Here is a 17568-nt window from a genome sequence, read left to right on the forward strand (position 1 = left end):
GTTCCCTAGCGAAAATGGCACCTTCTTACAAGGCAATGGGGCGCGTCACCCTGCCGCATAGAAGGTTTTGAGCTTCTCCAGCGCCGCTTGCGCTGCCACCGGATCGGGCGCCTCGTTGTCATCGTTCCAGCCGAAGGTCTCGTTCGGCCCGACCTCCTGCACCACGATGCCATCGCGACGCGCCAGCACGAGCAGGGAATTGTAATAGGCGCCGTAATGCACACCCTCTTGCGGCACCAGCCAGACGATTTGGCCGCGTACCGGCACGACCGTCTCGTCCTTCCACAACGCCCTGGCGCCATAGCCGGTGCAGTTGATGACGACCTTTTCCTTCAGTTTAGACAGATCGGACGGCGCATGAAATTCGGCCTGCACGAAGCGACCGCCGGCCAGCAGGAAATCACTCTCAAGCTGATGGCTGTAATCGGCCACATTAAAGGTCATGTGCGCGCCGCGCCTGACATTGCTGACCGAAAACGGATGCTCGCCCGGTGGCACCATGCTGTAATGCGGGGAAACATCACGCAGGCGATCTTCGAGATAGAGAAAGCCCGGATCGACGTCCTCGGCAGCGGAGGGCATGTCCACGGGCGGATCGCGCAGGATATAGTTGTCGAGCCATTCGACCGGATTGCCGGCCAGACCGACAAAGGCCTGGTGCATGGTCAGGGCCGTGCGCGCCATGCGTTCCCAGCGATCGCCGAAATCGGGCGCAGCCGCATCTGCCTTGGCGATACGAGAATCGGGTGTCCAGCTTCCGGTGGCGCGCGCCGAACGCACAAAGGGAAAGCGTTCACGGGCGTAGATGGTGACCTCGGCGCCGGCGCGCTGAGCGGTGATGGCCGCCGTCAGGCCAAGCGCGCCTGCGCCAAGGACGGCGATCTTGCGCGGCGAACTTTGCATGGCCAGGCGCACCGCCACATCGGCCGAGCCCCAGGACAAAGACCAGCCACTGCCGCCATGACCATAGTTATGAATGACGATCTTGCGGCCGACCTCTTCGCTCTCTAACCTTGGGCCCGCCGCCCGGAAAGGGCGCAGGCAGACCGTGGTGCGGAAAACATCAGCAGGCGACACCCGGATGCGCGGCACCATCATGCCCTGCCCCCGCGCGCCGTTGGCCAGACCGATAAGCCCGGCCGTCGCCAGTCCCGATTGCAGCAGCTTTCGTCTGTCCATGGCGCACCCCCGCTTTTGCTGGCGATACCTTAGCCAAGTTCAAAAAGAGCGCAACGCACAAGCCAAAACAAATCTGTTGATGCCTGAGCCAAAAAAAAGCCGCGCTAAACAGCGCGGCCAAGTTTACAGGGAGGAAACGCCCAGGAAGGGCATCAGCGCCGAAGCGCCGAACACCCTCAATATATTGTGCGGCGCAATAAGATTCAAGTTAAATCGGATACCGTATCTGTAAACTCACGTAACACTTATGTTTCATTTTGTGAGCAGATTCTAACCTTACGGAAGGTAGCTTTGAACGCTTTTAAGTTCAAAGCTCATCTATAGCCAATGAACAGCATCAATTTTGCTTGGCAAACCAGGCCCTTAAGTCCTATGAGACAAGGAAAGCGCGCCATGAGGGTGCGACTTACGAAAGCACGTCATGTCCACCATTCAGGATGTCGCAAAACTGGCTGGCGTCTCCACCGCTACGGTATCCCGTGCGCTGAATGGCTATGAACACGTCTCACCCGGCGTTTTTGACAAGGTGATGAAGGCGGTCGGGCAACTGGGCTACGAGCCCAACCAGATGGCCAAGTCGCTGCGCACGCTGAAAACCAAGCGCATCATCGTTACCGTCCCCAATATCGCCAACGCCTTCTTCGCCAATATTATCCGCGGCGTTGAAGAAGCCGCCCAGGCCGCCGGCTATACCGTTCTGCTTGGCGATGTCGGGTTTCGCGGCGACAGCGAAGACGCCTATGCCGGTCTTTTGCGCCGCAAGGAAGCCGACGGCATGATCTTCCTCGGCCACACCCTGCCCGCGTCGCTGCAAGGCCTGATCGCCCGGCAAGGCGCGGCCGCACCGGTCGTCAATGGCTGCGAATTCAGCGATGATCTCGGTGTATCGTCGGTCCATATCGACAATGCCCGCGCCGCGCAGGACGTCATGGACTATCTCTATGGCCTGGGACACCGCCACATCGGCATTATCACCGGCGATATGGGCAGCCCGATCAGCCGCGACCGCCTGCAAGGCGTACATGACAGCGCCAATGCCCATGGCCACGACGGCCAACTCCAGGTGGTCAACGGGGATTACTCGATCGAGTCGGGCGCCGATATGGCGGCCAGACTCATCGCCCTGACGCCGCGTCCCAGCGCCATCTTCTGCTTTTCGGATGACATGGCCTTTGGTGCGCTCCACGCTATTCGCTCTGCGGGTCTGGCGTGTCCGGCCGATATGTCGATCATCGGCTTTGACGACGTGCGGCTGGCGCGCTTTGGCACGCCGGCGCTGACCACGGTGCGTCAGCCGATGCGCGATATCGGCCGCAAGACGGTCGAGCTTCTGATCGGCATTATGGACGAGGGCGTGACCGAGCGCGTCAATATTACGCTCGGTCACGAACTGATCGTGCGCGAAAGCACGTCTGCGCCCCGTTCTTAGCTTAAAGTTTAAGCCTTAGACGCCACCTCACGTGGCATGCGTCCATGCACCAGACGATACAGCACCGGCAACACCAGGAGGGTCAGCAGGGTCGATGACACGATGCCGCCAATCACCACAGTCGCCAGCGGACGCTGAACCTCCGAGCCGGCGCCGACATTGAACGCCATGGGCACGAAACCCAGTGACGCCACCAGAGCCGTCATCAAAACGGGCCTGAGACGGGTCAGGGCCCCTTCATAGATAGCGGCGTCCAATGTTCTGCCTTCACTTAAGAGCGAGCGGATAAAGGTCACCATCACAACACCATTGAGCACCGCCACGCCGGACAGGGCGATGAAACCGACGCCGGCGGAGATCGAGAGCGGTATTCCGCGAAGCGCCAGGGCGATCACCCCGCCGGTCAGCGCCAGAGGCACGCCACTGAAGACGATCAAGGCATCCTTGATATTGCCGAACAGCAGGAACAAAAGCCCTATGATCAGCACAAGCGCGATCGGCACCACGATCTGGAGACGCTGCGTCGCCGAGGTCAGTTGCTCGAAGGTGCCACCGAAACTGACCCAGTAGCCCTCTGGCAATTTCACCTCCTGATCGACCTGCGTGCGCAGCCGGGTGACAAAAGACCCGAGATCGCTGCCACGCACATTGGCGGTGACGACGACCCGGCGCTTGCCGTCTTCGCGGCTGATCTGGTTCGGCCCCACCACGGTCTCGATGGTAGCGACCTCTGACAGGGGTACAAAGCCCGCCATGCCGGCCTCCCCATGCAGAGGCACCCGCAGACGGCCGATGTCGTCGATGTTCGAGCGGATAGGTTCCGGCAAACGCACGACGACATCGAAACGCCGGTCACCTTCGAATATCTGCCCGGCTTCTGTGCCGCCAAGTGAGGTGGCGACCACGTCCTGAAGATCGGAAACGTTCAGTCCCAGACGCGCCATGGCGGCGCGATTAGGCGTCACCTGAAGCACCGGCAGACCGGTCACCTGCTCGACCTTCACGTCCTCGGCGCCCGGTATCTTTTCCATAATCTCCTGAACCACCTCTCCACTGGCCAGCAGTTGATCGAGGTCATCGCCGAAAATCTTCACCGCCACATCCGAGCGCACGCCTGAGATGAGCTCGTTAAAGCGCATCTGGATGGGCTGTGTGAACTCGTAATTATTGCCGGGAATCTGTTCGACCGCCGCCTGAAGCCTGGCGACCAGTTCGTCCTTGGGCTCCTTCGGATCGGGCCATGCCTTACGGTCCTTCAGCATAACAAAAGTATCGGCAACCGACGGCGGCATAGGGTCGGTGGCGACCTCCGCCGTGCCCAGCTTGGCGAAGACACGATCAACTTCGGGAAAGGCTTTCAGGCGCGATTCCAAAGCCGACTGCATCTTCACGGCCTGGGTCAGGCTGGTGCCGGGGATACGCAGGGCATGCAGCGCCACGTCACCCTCGTCGAGATTGGGGATGAACTCTGCCCCCAGACGCGTGGCCAGAAAGCCGCAGACGACCACAAGGCCAAGCGCCAGCCCCATGACCAGACGGCGCGAGACCAGCGCCTTTTGCAGGGCCGGCTCATAGAGCCTGCGCGCGCCACGCATGAACCCGCTTTCCTTTTCCTGCACCTTGCCGGTGATGAACATGGCCACCATGGCCGGCACGAAGGTCAGGGAGAGGACCAGCGCCGCGGTCAGGGCGGTGACGACGGTAAAGGCCATCGGGTGAAACATCTTGCCCTCGACGCCCTGCAGGGCGAAGATTGGCACGTAGACGATGGTGATGATCAGCACGCCGAACAGGCTGGGCTTGATCACCTCATCGCTGGCTTTGGCCGCAAGGCTGAAGCGCTCTTCCTTCGTTAACAACCGGCCAAGGCCTGCTTGCGCCTCCGCGAAACGGCGCAGGCAGTTCTCGATGATGATCACGGCGCCATCGACGATCAGGCCGAAATCGAGCGCGCCCAAGCTCATCAGATTGCCCGACACCTTGTTTTCAACCATGCCGGTGATGGTCATCAGCATAGCGACCGGAATGACCAGAGCCGTGATAATGGCTGCGCGGAAATTACCCAGCAGCAGGAAGAGGATGACGATCACGAGCAGCGCGCCTTCGATCAGGTTTTTCTCAACCGTTTTGATGGTGCGCTCGACCAGATCGGTCCGGTCATAGACCGCGACCGCCCGAACGCCCGAAGGCAACGCCTTGTTGGCGACCTCCAGCCGTTTGGCCACCGCTTCGGCGACCGTGCGGCTGTTCTCACCGATCAGCATGAAGACGGTGCCGAGCACGACCTCCTTGCCATCTTGGGTCGCCGCCCCCGTGCGCAGTTCCTCACCGAGCGCCACATCAGCGACATCGGCCACGCGGATGGGCACACCTGAGCGCGTCTGGACAACGATCGACGACAGGTCGGCGATGGTGGCCGCCTGTCCGGGCACGCGCACCAGATACTGTTCACCGGCCTTTTCGACATAGCCCGCGCCGCGGTTGGCGTTGTTGCCTTCCAGCGCCGTGATGACATCCGTCATGGTCAGGCCATAGGCCGACAGGCGTTCCGGCAGGGGCGTGACATGATACTGGCGCTCAAAGCCGCCGATGGTGTTGACCTCGGTAACACCCGGCGTGTTGCGAAGCTGCGGCTTGACGACCCAGTCCTGCAGGGTGCGCAGATCTTCAGACGTCCAGGCCGTGCCGTCAGCCTTGACAGCGCCGGGTTTGGCCTCGACCGTGTACATGAAGATTTCGCCAAGGCCGGTCGAGATCGGCCCAAGGGTTGGCTCCGCCCCTTCCGGCAACTGGCTTTTGGCCGATTGCACGCGCTCATTGACGAGCTGACGGGCAAAATAGATGTCGGTGCCGTCCTTGAAGGCGACCGTGACCTGGCTCAGGCCATAGCGCGAAATCGAGCGGGTATAATCAAGCCCCGGCAGGCCGGAGATCGCCGTCTCGATCGGATAGGTGATGCGCTGTTCGGCCTCCAGCGGCGAATAGCCGGCGGCTTCGGTATTGATCTGGACCTGCACATTGGTGATATCCGGCACCGCGTCGATCGGCAGGCGCTGGAAATTATAGATGCCAAGCGCACTCAGCGCCACGACGATGATGAGGACGATCCAGCGATGGCGGATCGATTGTTGGATGATTTTTTCTAACATCTGGGCCCCCTAGTGATCGTGGCTCGCGCCGGACTTCTCGATGTCCGCGCGAATAAGGAAGGCGCCCTTGGTGACATAGACCTCACCCGGTGCGAGGCCGCCCAGAACTTCGGTCCATTCCGGCGTCTGACGGCCCAGTTTGAGCATCCGAACCTCGTAGGTGGTCCCGACCCTGGCGAACACCACCTGAAAATCGCGGAAGCGCTGGATGGCTTCGGTGCGGACGGCCAGTGGCATGCCTTGCGAACCCACCGTAAAGCTGCCCTCAACACCGAGACCTGAGCGGAAACTGGCGGAGGCGCCCGCCGGCAGATGGACATGCGCCATCAGGGTCTGTGTGGTCGGATCGGCATGGGGCAACAAGGCCTCGACCTTGGCCGTAAGTCTGGTCTGGCCGTCGAGGCTGCGCACCTCAACGTCCTGCCCCACCCGGATCTTCTCGGCATCACGCGGAAAGACGAAGAACTCGGCATGCAGGGCATTGGGATCGGCGATCACATAGAGCGGGCTGTCATAGGCCACGCCGCCGACATTGGCGTTCTTTTCCATGATAACACCGGAGATGGGCGCCGGAATGGCGTAGGTTTGCAGGCTTTCGCTCGATTCGACGCGCGCCAGCACCTGCCCCTTTTGCACCAACTGCCCGAGCTCGCCGTTCATCGAGATGATGCGACCGGGGTACCAGGCGCGGACCTCGCTCCTGCCCTCGGGCGTGATCTCGATACGACCCGACATGTCGATACGCTCAGCCAGGATGGCAGCCCCCGCCGCTTCGGTCTGGATGCCGGCGCTGACCGCCGCATCCGGCGCAAGCGTTGTCCGGCCCTCATAGGAAGCATAGGTCCAGGTCGAGACCTTGCCGTCGTGCGTTGCCTTGATGGCGACATCGAACGAATGCGGTTCGCGCACCACACCCTGCCCGCGCAGGAAATCGCCTTCAGGTGCGAAGCTGAAGCTATCAACCTGGCCGCCCAGCCTTGTCAGGCTCGTCGTGACCGTCACCGATTTCGGACTGAGGGGCTTCGATTTCAGATATGGGTAAAAGCGGAACTCAGGCTCAACGCCATCCTCAAACAGGGTGACCTCGAGCGAAAAATCGCCGTCTTCCAGCAGACGCCCGCCGTGCGGTCCCTTGGCGGTCTCCCCGCCTTCGGCATGACCATGCTCGTCCTTTTCAGTCTTGCTACAGGCGCTAAGCGCCAGCGCAGCCGCACCGGCCAGCCAGAACCGGCGATTTATAAGATGTGATCTATACATTAGTTGGCATCCTGAACGGGAATAAGAGGAACCCACTGGCCAGCCAGGTGTTCACGGCGGGCGCGCTCCAATTGAAAGGTTTTAAGAACGAAGAGACGGCGCGTTTTGATGCCGATCAGGGCGTCCTGCGCGCCGATGACATCGCGGTAGCTAAAGCCACCCCGCGCGAAACCCTCACGCACCTGCGTAACCGCGCGTTGGGCTTGCGGAATCACCTCGGCGTCGATCCGCCTGACCTCTTCGGCATAGCTGACAAGCCTCGGTGAGATGGCGGCGATCTCACGCAACCGGATGCGTTCGCTCATTTCGATATCGGTTGCCGCTGCCTCCGCCTCGGCCTGAGACCGGACGACGGCGCCCTGATTGGTGTCATAGCGACCAAGCGGGATCGAGCCACCGACGACAAAGGCGACCGCCCCATCGGCCTTGAAATGACGCACACCGGCTTCAACGGTCGGGTCCTGTGCACGCTTTGATGTTTCCAGCGCTACTTGCGCCGTCGCTATGCGCTGCTGCACCCGCAAGCGCTCGATCTCCGGCGTCTCCATAAGAGTCGGTGTGGCGCCGGCTGCACTCATATCTTCCAGCCACGCCGTATCAAGGTCAAAATCGACCGGGCCATTCCAGTAGGCCGCGAGTTGCGCCTTGATCGCATCGGCCTTCTGTCTGGCCTGATCGACGGCAATCTGCGCCTGCGCCACGTCGCTATCCGCCAGAGAGCCGGCAAACAAAGGATCGCGCGCGGCCTTCACCCGCCGCGTGACCTCGGTTTGCGCCTGACGCGCCAGGGTCAGCCTGTCCTGCGCCAGCCCCACTTCGGCCTCGCAGACAACCGCCTCGATCCACAAACCCTGAACCTCGGTCATCAGATCAAGCGACCTGATGCGGCCATTAGCGACGATCAGGTCACGCTCGGCACGGGCAACGCCGATCCGGGCCTGCCGCTTGTCGCCGCGCTCCAGGATCTGCTGGTAGGTCAGCGTGGTTTCGGTCCGGTCGATACCGCCATAGGGCTGTGAGCCCAAGAGGTTCTCGACCTGAAGATCAAGGCGCGGATTGGGTTTTACGCCGGCCTGAAGAAGGCTTCCCTCGGCACCCAGCAGGCGCTGACCTTGAGCAGACAGGGAAGGATCGGCGGTGGCTGCGCGGGTTATGGCCACAGAAAGCGGCAGGGTTTCTGCCTGAAGGGCAAGCGCGGATATCGCCCATGCCAGGGAAAGGCCTGCGACACGCAGGGCCGTCGTCTTTGCGCCACCAGGGCGCAATTTAGGGAAAGTCATTGAAATATCTCGCTATGTTTCTGAGCGCGCCCATAGGCGCAGGTGCACTTAAATGCGGCTCAGACCACGCGGAGGCTGGTCAATGGAGGCCGGAAACTGACCGGCAAGGCTTTTCGTCACATCCGGGCGCAGGATGACGGACGCAACGGCGGGAAAAGGCACGGACACATCCATATTGCTGAGCGTGCCGGAAGGATTTTCATTAAAATGGTGGTGGTGATTGAGGTCCATCATATCGGCCGCATCATGCACATCCGGCGCATCTGTATGGCCAACGCACGACTCTTTCGAACCGTCACAGGCCGATAACCAGCCACCATCGGCCAGTTTGATGTCGCCCTTGGCCTGATGCTCCATAATAAACAGGCTAGACTGCGCTGACGCAAAGCTGGCGTTGAGAATCGCCACCGTGCAGAGCAAGGCGGTGAAAGCCCAAAGGCGTGACAACCATGATGTGGCCGGGCGTTGCATGCAGATCAAAGACGGGTCCGGAGATGGCATGAGAACCATGCACGAGCCTCTCTACACTGTTTTTCGATGAACGAACAGATGGATGTCACCTTATCATATGCGACCAGCCGCAGCTAAAAACACCCCCCTTCAAAGGGGTTCCGGCCAGCCGCAAGGAAGTTGGTGAGAGGCCATTGTAATCGATTTCAGATCATGTTACCCATTTTGAAAATGAGACCATGGGCGCATTAAGACGTCCTCTCACACATGATAAAAAATACAGGGTCGGCAGGATGAAACTTTTCACATTAGCCACGAGTCTGCTCGCACTGTCGCTCGCGCCAGCGGTGACACAGGCCGGGGACTTGGGCTTTACCGATACACCCCTACTGCCCGGCGGCAAGTGGCACGTCCATGATCCGGCACGTCCGCATCCGGCCATTGTCACCGCCGGCAAGACAGCGTCCGATGCGCCTTCCGACGCCATCGTGTTGTTCAATGGTGGCGACCTTAACGCCTTTAAAATGAGCGACGGCAAGCCGGCCGACTGGATCCTGGCCGATGGCGCCATGACCGTGCCAAAGCGCGAAGGCCAGCATGGCGATGGCAGCCTGACCACTAAGGACAGCTTCGGCGATATCCAGCTTCATCTTGAATTCCGCTCGCCCGCTATCGTCAACGGCACCTCGCAGAACCGCGGTAATTCCGGCGTTATTCTCATGGGCCAGTATGAGGTTCAGGTGCTCGATTCCTACGATAACGTCACCTATGCCGACGGGCAGGCCTCCGCCATCTATGCCTGGAAGCCGCCGCTGGTGAATGCGTCGCGAAAGCCCGGCGAATGGCAGACCTACGACATCATTTTCGAGCGCCCGCATTTCGACGCTGGCGGCCAGGTCACAAGGCCAGCCTATGTCACCGTGCTGCACAATGGCGTGCTGACGCAGAACCATCAGGAAATCCTCGGCAAGACCGACTGGAAGACGCTGGCCACCTATCATCCGCACGCCGATGCCATGCCCTTCACCCTGCAGGACCACGGCACACCGGTATCCTATCGCAACATCTGGGTGCGCAAACTGGCGCCCGCCGAGGAGTAGAGATCATGGCTCACGATCATAATCCCCTTCTTGATCCCCAACGACTTGACAGACGCAGCTTGCTGACCGGTATCCTGGCCATGGTCGGCGGCGTGGCGATAGCCCCCATAGCCCGCGCCATGCAGGCCGGCATGGACCCCGGTTACACGGTAGAAAAGCCTTACATGACCGATGATCAGCGCAAGCTGACCGCCGCCGTTTCCGAACGCATCATCCCAACCACCGATACGCCAGGCGCGATCGCCGCCGGTGTGCCGGCCTTTATCGAGATGATGTTGTCGGAATGGTACTGGCAGGACGAGCGCGACCTGGTGATGGGCGGGCTTACGGCCATCAATGCCTTCGCACAAACCACCTACGGCAAACCATTTGCCGGCGCCACGCCTGTTCAGCAGGACGCCATCCTCACTCTGGCCATGGACAAGCAACTGACCGGAGCGCCGGCCGACGCCTTCGAACACCTGCGGCAAATGGTGATCTTTGGCTATTACAGCTCCGAGATCGGCTGCACCATCGAGCGCGTCTATCTGCCGGTGCCCGGCCGTTATGACGGCGCCTACCCCTATGCCGACGTCAACCGCGTCTTTTCGTCTTAAGAGGCCCCCAATGTCTGACTATGAATTCGACGCCATCGTCATCGGCTCCGGCGTCTCCGGTGGCTGGGCCGCCAAGGAACTGACCGAAAAGGGCATGAAGGTTCTGATGCTCGATCGTGGCCGCATGGTCGAGCACGGCACCGACTATCCTTTTGAGGGCACCGGCGCGTGGGAGCAGCCCTATCGCGGCGACACACCCCCTGCCCTGACGGAGAGCGACTATTACGCATCGCGTTACGGCGGTGCCGGCCAGACGGCCGTCAAGGACTTCATGAACAATGACCGCCTGAACCCCTACGCCATCAAGGACGGCCCAGAATTTCGCTGGGTTCGGCCAGGGATTGTCGGCGGCAAGTCGATCACCTGGGGGCGCGTGTCTTTGCGCTTTGGCCCGCAGGATTTCACCGCCAACGGTCAGGACGGTCACGGTGTCGACTGGCCGATCCGCTACGACGACATCGCGCCGTGGTATTCTTATGTCGAAGCCTATGCCGGTATCGCCGGCTCAAAAGAAGGCCTGACACACCTGCCCGATGGCGAATTCCAGCCGCCCCACCCGATGAATGTGGCGGAGATCTGGGCCAAGGAACGCCTCGAAAAGGCCATCCCCGGCCGCAAGCTCATCCCAACCCGCGTCGCCAACATGACCGAGGACAAGCCCGAACAGGGCCGTTCGCGCTGCCAGAGCCGCTCGCAGTGCAATCGCGGCTGTTCGTTCGGCGCCTATTTTTCGACCCAGGCCGTCACCCTGCCCGCTGCCCGCGCCACCAACAAACTGACCCTGCTGGCCGATCAGGTGGTGACCTCGCTCGAATACGATCCGACAACCAAGAAGGTCACCGGCGTGCGCACCATCGACGCCAATACCAAGGTGGCAAAAACCTATCGCTCGCGCATCGTTTTCCTGTGTGCCTCGGCCATGGCGTCGAACCAGATCCTGCTCAATTCGAAGCTCGAAGGCAGCGACAAGAGCTTCGCCAATGCGAGCGGCGCACTTGGCCGCTACATCATGGATCATCCCATGCTGACCGTGTTCTCGGGCAATCTGCCGCAAGGGGTGCACGCCGACCTGATCGAATATGGTCGCAAACCGACCGGTGTCTATATTCCGCGCTTCCGCAATATCGACGGTCAGGACCCTGACGCCGATTTCGTGCGCGGCTATGGCTGCCAGGGCGGGGGCCATCGCGACGTCGCCAATGCCACCGGCTTTGGCGCGAGCATGAAGGAAGGCTTGCGCAAATATGGCGCCTGGTCGGTAGGGTTTAATGTCTTTGGTGAGTGCCTGCCCTATCTCGACAACACCATCACGCTTCATCCCGACAAGGTCGATCGCTTCGGCGTGCCGCAGGCCCTGTTCAACGTCACCTACCGTGACAATGAGCGCAAGATGATGACCGACGCCAAGGTGCAGGGCGAAAAAATGATGAAGGCCGCGGGACTTGTCGATGTCTATGCCGAGGAAAGGCCGCATATTCCGGGCGATTCGATCCATGAAATGGGCGGCGCCTGCATGGGCAAGGATCCGCGCACTTCGGTGACGAACAAGTGGAACCAGCTCCACGACGCCCAGAATGTCTTTGTCACCGACGGCTCGGCGCTGTCTTCGACCAGTTGCGTCAACCCGTCCTTGACCTTCATGGCCTTCACGGCGCGCGCCGCTGACTATGCCGTCAAGCAGGTCAAGGCGGGGGTGATATAAAAAAAGGGGCGCGGACTTAAAGTCCTCGCCTTTTTTCTATTTGTCGTGACGCTACTGGCTCGACTTGACGCGCAAATAATCGACCAGAGCCGCACGGGTCTTCGGGTCGGTCACGCCGCGAAACGCCATGCGCGTGCCCGGCACAGCCTTCGTCGGAGCGGTCAGGAAGGTGTCGAGCGTCTTGTCATCCCAAGTGACGCCATAGGCCTTCATCGCCGCGCTGTATTTGAAAGTCGCCGAGTGGCCGCCAGCCTTGCTGCCGTAAAAACCATAGAGATTGGGCCCGACGCCATCACTCTTGCCGGCCTCGATGCTGTGGCAGGCCTTGCACTGCGCAAAAGCGCGCTCCCCAAGAGCCAGGGTGGCCGGATCAACCGGCGCTGGCTTGGCGGGCTTGGCCATCACCGCCGCGGGCATGCTGCCCAGGCAGACGGTCAATATGAGAGCGTGAATAGGTTTCATAGGATCTCCAGCCTGTAAGCGCCAATATGCCGCAAGTCTATGGCATTTTTGCAAGAGGTGCCACACATTGTAATCCATTACAACAGGATTTAGGCCGCCTTGAGACAGGCGACGAACTGATCGCGCCAACGTCCCACGTCATGCGTGCGGACATTATCATAGAGCGCTTCCCAGCGCGCCTTGCGCTCTTTCAACGGCATGGCCAGCCCCTTCTTGATCGCTTCGGACATATCCTCACGACTGAGAGGGTTGACGATCAACGCCTCCTTCATGTGCTCGGCGGCGCCGGCGAACTGCGACAAGACCAGCACGCCCGGATTGGCCGGGTCCTGCGCCGCCACAAACTCCTTGGCGACGAGGTTCATGCCATCACGTAAAGGCGTCACCAGTCCGATATGGGCGGCGCGGTAAATGCCGGCGAGTTCGTCACGCCGGTAAGGCCGGTTGACATAGCGCAGCGGCACCCAGTCAACCGTGGCATAGGCCCCGTTGATCTGGCCGGAAATGGTGTCCAGCCGTGCCCGTAAATCCTGATAGGCGTCGACATCGTCGCGCGAGCGCGTGGCGATCTGCAGCATGAAGAGATGCTCGTGAAGATCGGGATTATCCGCCAGCAGGGTCTCGTAGGCGGCAAAGCGCTCCTCCAGCCCCTTGGAATAGTCGAGCCGATCGACACCCAGCACCATCTTGCGGCCCGCCTGGCTCTTGACCATCAGCTTGCGAAAGGCCTCTGCCGTGTCGCTTTTCAGCGTTTCCGCGAAATCCTCGGCGTCAATACCAATGGGGAAGGCCTTCGCGCGCACCTTCTTGCCATAGGCCTCGACCAGACCGCCGTCTGAGACCACCGCCTGCACATCATGAACGGCGTAATCGACGAAGTTTTCGCAGTCGTCCTCGGTCTGAAAGCCGATCTGATCATAGCTGAACAAGGCCTCGACCAGTTCACCGTGGCGCGGCAGGGTGCTTAAGATGCTGCGCGCCGGCCACGGAATATGCAGGAAGAAGCCGATGCGGTTGGTGACGCCGCGCTTGCGCAGTTCGCGCGCCAGCGGGATCAGGTGATAGTCCTGCACCCAGATGAGGTCGTCCGGTCCGATCAAAGGCAGCAGGGTTTCGGCGAAGCGCGTATTGACGCGGGTATAGCCCTCATCGAAACTGCGCTCATAGGCGACCAGATCGGTGCGATAGTGAAAGAGCGGCCACAGCGTGCGGTTGGCATAGCCGTTGTAATATTCGCTCTGATCCTGCTCCTCCAGATCGAGCAGGGCCACGGTGACGCCGCCGACCTTCTGCATCGACATCTGGCCAGTATAGGTCTCGACCGTCTGGCCGCTCCAGCCGAACCACAGCCCCTTGTCTTCGCGCAAGGCCGCCGCCAGCGCCATGGCGAGGCCGCCGGCGGTGCCGACGCCGGAATCGGCAGGCGGATTAACACGATTAGATACGACGATAAGACGGCCCAACAGGCACCTCCAGTTTGAACACTTCAGTTTGCAGCGCCTGCGCCAGCCAGGCATGGACGCCGTCTACGCTGTCCAGCCGGAAGCGCGCATAGGTTGGACGCGGCGGCCCGACCAGAACCCCGACACCGCCAAAGGCGTTGACCGCAGCAAAGGCGTCCTCATCGGTCAGGTCATCGCCGATAAACAGCGGCATCGTGCCGAAAAAGGGCGGCTCGACCATAAAAGCCCGTACCGCGCGGCCCTTGTCCATGCCGGGTGATAGGAACTCCGCCACCATGACGCCGCGTTGCAGCTTGAGGCCGGTTCGATCCGCCAGATCATCAGCGAAGGCACCGACCTGCACATCGATATCGGCGGCGTTGCGGTAGTGCAGCGCCACGCTGAGCGGCTTGGTCTCGACCACGACGCCCGGGTACTTTTCAGCAAAGGCCGCGACCTCACGCACCGCCTGCGCCAGCTTGGGATGGCACCGCGCCGTCAGCATATCGAGGCGAGCGTCACGGCGTTGCAGGCCATGACTGCCGGCCATGGCGACGATGGTCCCTTCGAGAATACGGTCGAGATCCGCGATCGAACGGCCGCTAACAATCGCCATCCGGCCGCCCAGACACACCTGCATGTCGCGCAGCAAACTGTTGCGCGCGGCGTCCGGCCCGACCCCTTCCGGCACAGGCGCGAATGGCGCAAGCGTGCCATCAAGGTCAAGGAACAGCGACACGTGCGCCATCGTCAACGTCATTTGACCGCCTGTACCTTGCGCGGCGTGCTCAACCTGCGACATTATCATGATACCGCCCGCCCACAGTGCAGGGGGCGCGACACATCTGCCATAGCCGTAATCTCCTTTTGGTCTGCTACGTGTTCTACAGTCCAAAAGCCTGATGAACTCACCCGATATAAGCAATATAGTATCAAATACCGATATAGATTTGAGTATCGCCTTAGATTCGAAACAAAGTCTCAAAAAATAAAATATTCATAAAGGCAAAAAACTGCCGTTGAGGTAAGGTTAGACATATGATCCTGTCGTGTCCACCCTCATACCTATATTTTTAGCCCATCTCTCGTTTCTGTGATCAGACCCGTTATCTGCCGTGAACATGCGCCCATAATTTAGCCACGGTCGTGGGTTGCTTGACCTCACGCCCTGCCAGCCTGAAAGTTTTGCCATGCCCCCATCACCGCCCCATACGCTCGATCTGTCGCCGATCGGCAATTGCGCCGCCACTGCGCTGATTGATCGACAAGGGCGCTTTGTCTGGGCCTGCTGTCCACGCGTCGATGGCGAACCTGTGTTTTCCGCCCTGCTCGATCCAACGGCGGCCGAAGGCGCCGGTTACTGGTCGGTCGAGATCGAGGATCAGGCCGATATCGAACAGGCCTATATCCGCAATACCGCCGTGCTACGCACGGTGATGCGCGACACCCACGGCAACGCGCTAGAGGTCATCGATTTCGCGCCGCGCCTGCACCATCTCAACCGCACCTACCGACCGTGGGCCTTTTACCGCCAGGTGCGGCCCCTCAATGGCGCGCCACGTATCCGCATTCGCCTAACCCCAACAGGCAACTGGGGCCGGGATCTCGCCCGTGAGACCGCCGGCTCCAGCCATATCCGCTATGAATGCGGGGCCGTCGATATGCGCCTCACCACCAACGCGCCCCTGACCTATGTCCGCAACGCCCATGTCTTCCGGTTAGAGAAGACTCTGGCCTTCCATCTTGGTCCGGACGAGCCCTACCCCAATGATGTGCTGGCCGATTCCGAGCACATGCTGCACGCTACCACGGCCTACTGGCAGGGCTGGGTGCGCACCCTCTCCCTGCCCCTCGAGTGGCAAAGCGCCGTCATCCGCGCCGCCATCACGCTCAAGCTATGCGCCTTTGAAGAGACCGGCGCCATCGTCGCGGCCATGACGACATCGATTCCCGAAGCGCCTGGATCGCAACGCAATTGGGATTACCGCTACTGCTGGATACGCGATGCCTATTATGTGGTGCGGGCGTTGAACCGGTTGGGCGCCGCCGACATGCTGGAATCCTACCTGGTCTACCTGCGCAACCTTGTGGACATGTCCGCCGGTGGACATGTCCAACCCCTCTACAGCGTTGGCCTTGAGGCCGATCTGGTCGAGCGGATCGCGCCTGACATGCAAGGCTATCGCGGCATGGGGCCGGTGCGTGTCGGCAACCAAGCCTTTGAGCATCACCAGCACGATGTCTATGGCCAGATGATCCTGCCGCTGACCCAGGCCTTCTTCGATGAACGCTTTTTACGGTTGGGCACCGAAAGCGATTTTGCTGCCATGGAGCGCGTGGGCGAGCGCGCCTTCACCGTCTATGATCAGCCCGACGCCGGCCTGTGGGAATTTCGCACGCGGGCGCGCGTCCATACCTATTCGGCGCTTCTGTGCTGGGCGGCCTGTGATCGGCTCGGCAATGCTGCGGCCTCGCTTGGCCTTACCGAACGCAGCGAACACTGGACCCACCGCGCGAAGATCATCCGCAAAGCCATCGAAGAAAAAGCGTGGAACGAGACGCTTGGCATCTTCGCCGGTTCGTTTGGCGGCGATGAGGTCGACGCCAGCCTGCTGCAACTGTTTGAACTGGGCTTCCTGCCGGCCGATGATCCGCGCTGCGTCGCCACTTTCGCCGAAGTCGAGCGCCAGTTGCGCAAGGGTGATAATCTCTATCGCTATGTCGAACCCGATGATTTCGGTGAACCCGAGACGGCGTTCAACTTCTGTACCTTCTGGTACATCGAGGCCCTCTACATGCAGGGCCGTGTCGAGGAAGCGCGCGATCTCTTCGAAGCCATGCTGGCGCGGCGCACCCATTCGGGCCTGCTGTCCGAAGACGTCAAGGTCGATACCGGCGAACTATGGGGCAATTTCCCTCAGACCTATTCTCTGGTCGGCCTGATCACTTGCGCCACCCTGCTCAGCCGGCCCTGGACAGCCATACGTTAGCATCAAGGCGAGGTCGTGCCCTAGCATTCAGGCAGATCGCGCCCCGGCGCATCGCCAAGGCATCGCTGCGATCGAAATTCGTCCACATGGTGCCGCCAAAGAAATTTACCTCACCAACCTCCCTGCCTTCATTTCGCAGGACTTGCACATTACGTATTTTGGCGTCTATTTTAACGATCGAAGCGGTGGGACTGGCCAGGACAGGTCGAAATAGGCCTGGTGCAGATCCATGATCTCGCCTTCTGAAATAGCCCCATAATTGACCGGACAGGATCTCCCACTTAAATAAGAGGTAGGAGCAATGTCGTCATTATGACCAGCCACAATCCAAAGATAGAAATTCTGGGACAGGAACGGCGCCGCCGTTGGACAACAGCTGAGAAGCTGTCGATGGTTCAGGAAACGTATGAGCCAGAGGTCACGGTGAGCCTTGTGGCCAGGCGCCACGGTGTTCAGCCCAATCAGTTATTTGCCTGGCGCAAATTGGCCTCTCAAGGGGCGTTCACGGCGACCGCGTCTGAAGAAGAGGTTG

13 protein-coding genes and 1 pseudogene are annotated in these 17568 nt (G+C 60.6%); 6 read left to right on the top strand and 8 right to left on the bottom strand.

All coding sequences use genetic code 11. The annotated features are described in order from the left end of the window. Positions 1-45 precede the first annotated feature (45 nt). Positions 46-1179, bottom strand: coding sequence for an FAD-dependent oxidoreductase (locus B060_RS0118190; protein ID WP_018083233.1), 1134 nt, complete (start codon positions 1177-1179; stop codon positions 46-48). A gap of 418 nt (positions 1180-1597) precedes the next feature. Here B060_RS0118190 and B060_RS0118195 point away from each other — a divergent pair. Then, a pseudogene (locus tag B060_RS0118195) lies at positions 1598-2608 on the top strand (LacI family DNA-binding transcriptional regulator); the annotation flags it as partial. 8 nt (positions 2609-2616) lie between these two features. On the opposite strand, the gene B060_RS0118200 reads toward B060_RS0118195, so the two are convergent. From B060_RS0118200 to B060_RS0118215, 4 genes are read right to left on the bottom strand one after another with little or no spacing between them, the layout of a single operon-like run. Continuing rightward, a complete protein-coding gene (locus B060_RS0118200) occupies positions 2617-5757 on the bottom strand; it encodes an efflux RND transporter permease subunit (protein WP_018083235.1) in 3141 nt (1046 codons plus the stop codon). 9 nt (positions 5758-5766) lie between these two features. Beyond that, positions 5767-7014: an efflux RND transporter periplasmic adaptor subunit gene (locus tag B060_RS0118205; RefSeq protein WP_018083236.1), complete on the bottom strand. Its 1248-nt coding sequence runs from the start codon at positions 7012-7014 to the stop codon at positions 5767-5769. Then, entirely contained in the window at positions 7014-8294 is a 1281-nt protein-coding gene (locus tag B060_RS0118210) for a TolC family protein (protein WP_051081112.1), read from the bottom strand. Before B060_RS0118210 ends, B060_RS0118205 begins: the two co-directional genes overlap by 1 nt. A gap of 48 nt (positions 8295-8342) precedes the next feature. Continuing rightward, positions 8343-8804 (bottom strand): hypothetical protein, encoded by a 462-nt coding sequence (locus B060_RS0118215; RefSeq protein WP_155847955.1) that lies wholly within the window; start codon positions 8802-8804, stop codon positions 8343-8345. Between the two features lie 233 nt (positions 8805-9037). Here B060_RS0118215 and B060_RS0118220 point away from each other — a divergent pair, with 233 nt between their 5' ends. Genes B060_RS0118220 through B060_RS0118230 form a run of 3 tightly spaced genes read left to right on the top strand, consistent with a single transcriptional unit; the run spans position 9038 to position 12142 of the window. Beyond that, the gene (locus B060_RS0118220) at positions 9038-9844 is read left to right on the top strand and encodes a 3-keto-disaccharide hydrolase (RefSeq protein WP_018083239.1); all 807 of its coding nucleotides are present in this window, start codon (positions 9038-9040) and stop codon (positions 9842-9844) included. A gap of 5 nt (positions 9845-9849) precedes the next feature. Continuing rightward, entirely contained in the window at positions 9850-10440 is a 591-nt protein-coding gene (locus B060_RS0118225) for a gluconate 2-dehydrogenase subunit 3 family protein (protein ID WP_051081113.1), read from the top strand. A gap of 10 nt (positions 10441-10450) precedes the next feature. Then, positions 10451-12142 carry a GMC oxidoreductase gene (locus tag B060_RS0118230; RefSeq protein ID WP_018083241.1) on the top strand — a complete coding sequence of 564 codons (1692 nt, stop codon included), beginning with the start codon at positions 10451-10453 and terminating at the stop codon, positions 12140-12142. 51 nt (positions 12143-12193) lie between these two features. Here B060_RS0118230 and B060_RS0118235 read toward each other — a convergent pair whose 3' ends face one another. The 3 genes from B060_RS0118235 to otsB all read right to left on the bottom strand — a co-directional run bounded on the left by B060_RS0118235 (position 12194) and on the right by otsB (position 14806). Further along, complete coding sequence (locus B060_RS0118235; RefSeq protein WP_031221394.1) at positions 12194-12604, bottom strand: c-type cytochrome; 411 nt, start codon at positions 12602-12604, stop codon at positions 12194-12196. A gap of 89 nt (positions 12605-12693) precedes the next feature. Next, positions 12694-14067 carry an alpha,alpha-trehalose-phosphate synthase (UDP-forming) gene (locus B060_RS25115; protein WP_018083243.1) on the bottom strand — a complete coding sequence of 458 codons (1374 nt, stop codon included), beginning with the start codon at positions 14065-14067 and terminating at the stop codon, positions 12694-12696. Beyond that, complete coding sequence (gene otsB, locus B060_RS25120; protein ID WP_018083244.1) at positions 14042-14806, bottom strand: trehalose-phosphatase; 765 nt, start codon at positions 14804-14806, stop codon at positions 14042-14044. Before otsB ends, B060_RS25115 begins: the two co-directional genes overlap by 26 nt. 430 nt (positions 14807-15236) lie before the next feature. Here otsB and B060_RS0118250 point away from each other — a divergent pair, with 430 nt between their 5' ends. Both B060_RS0118250 and B060_RS26715 read left to right on the top strand, forming a co-directional pair. Next, positions 15237-17036, top strand: coding sequence for a glycoside hydrolase family 15 protein (locus B060_RS0118250; RefSeq protein ID WP_018083245.1), 1800 nt, complete (start codon positions 15237-15239; stop codon positions 17034-17036). Positions 17037-17348: 312 nt separating this feature from the next. Beyond that, a partial coding sequence (locus B060_RS26715; RefSeq protein ID WP_018083246.1) for a transposase occupies positions 17349-17568 on the top strand: 220 nt, incomplete at its 3' end.

Origin of the sequence: Asticcacaulis benevestitus DSM 16100 = ATCC BAA-896 (genome assembly GCF_000376105.1) — a bacterium.
Classification (GTDB): Bacteria; Pseudomonadota; Alphaproteobacteria; order Caulobacterales; family Caulobacteraceae; genus Asticcacaulis; species Asticcacaulis benevestitus.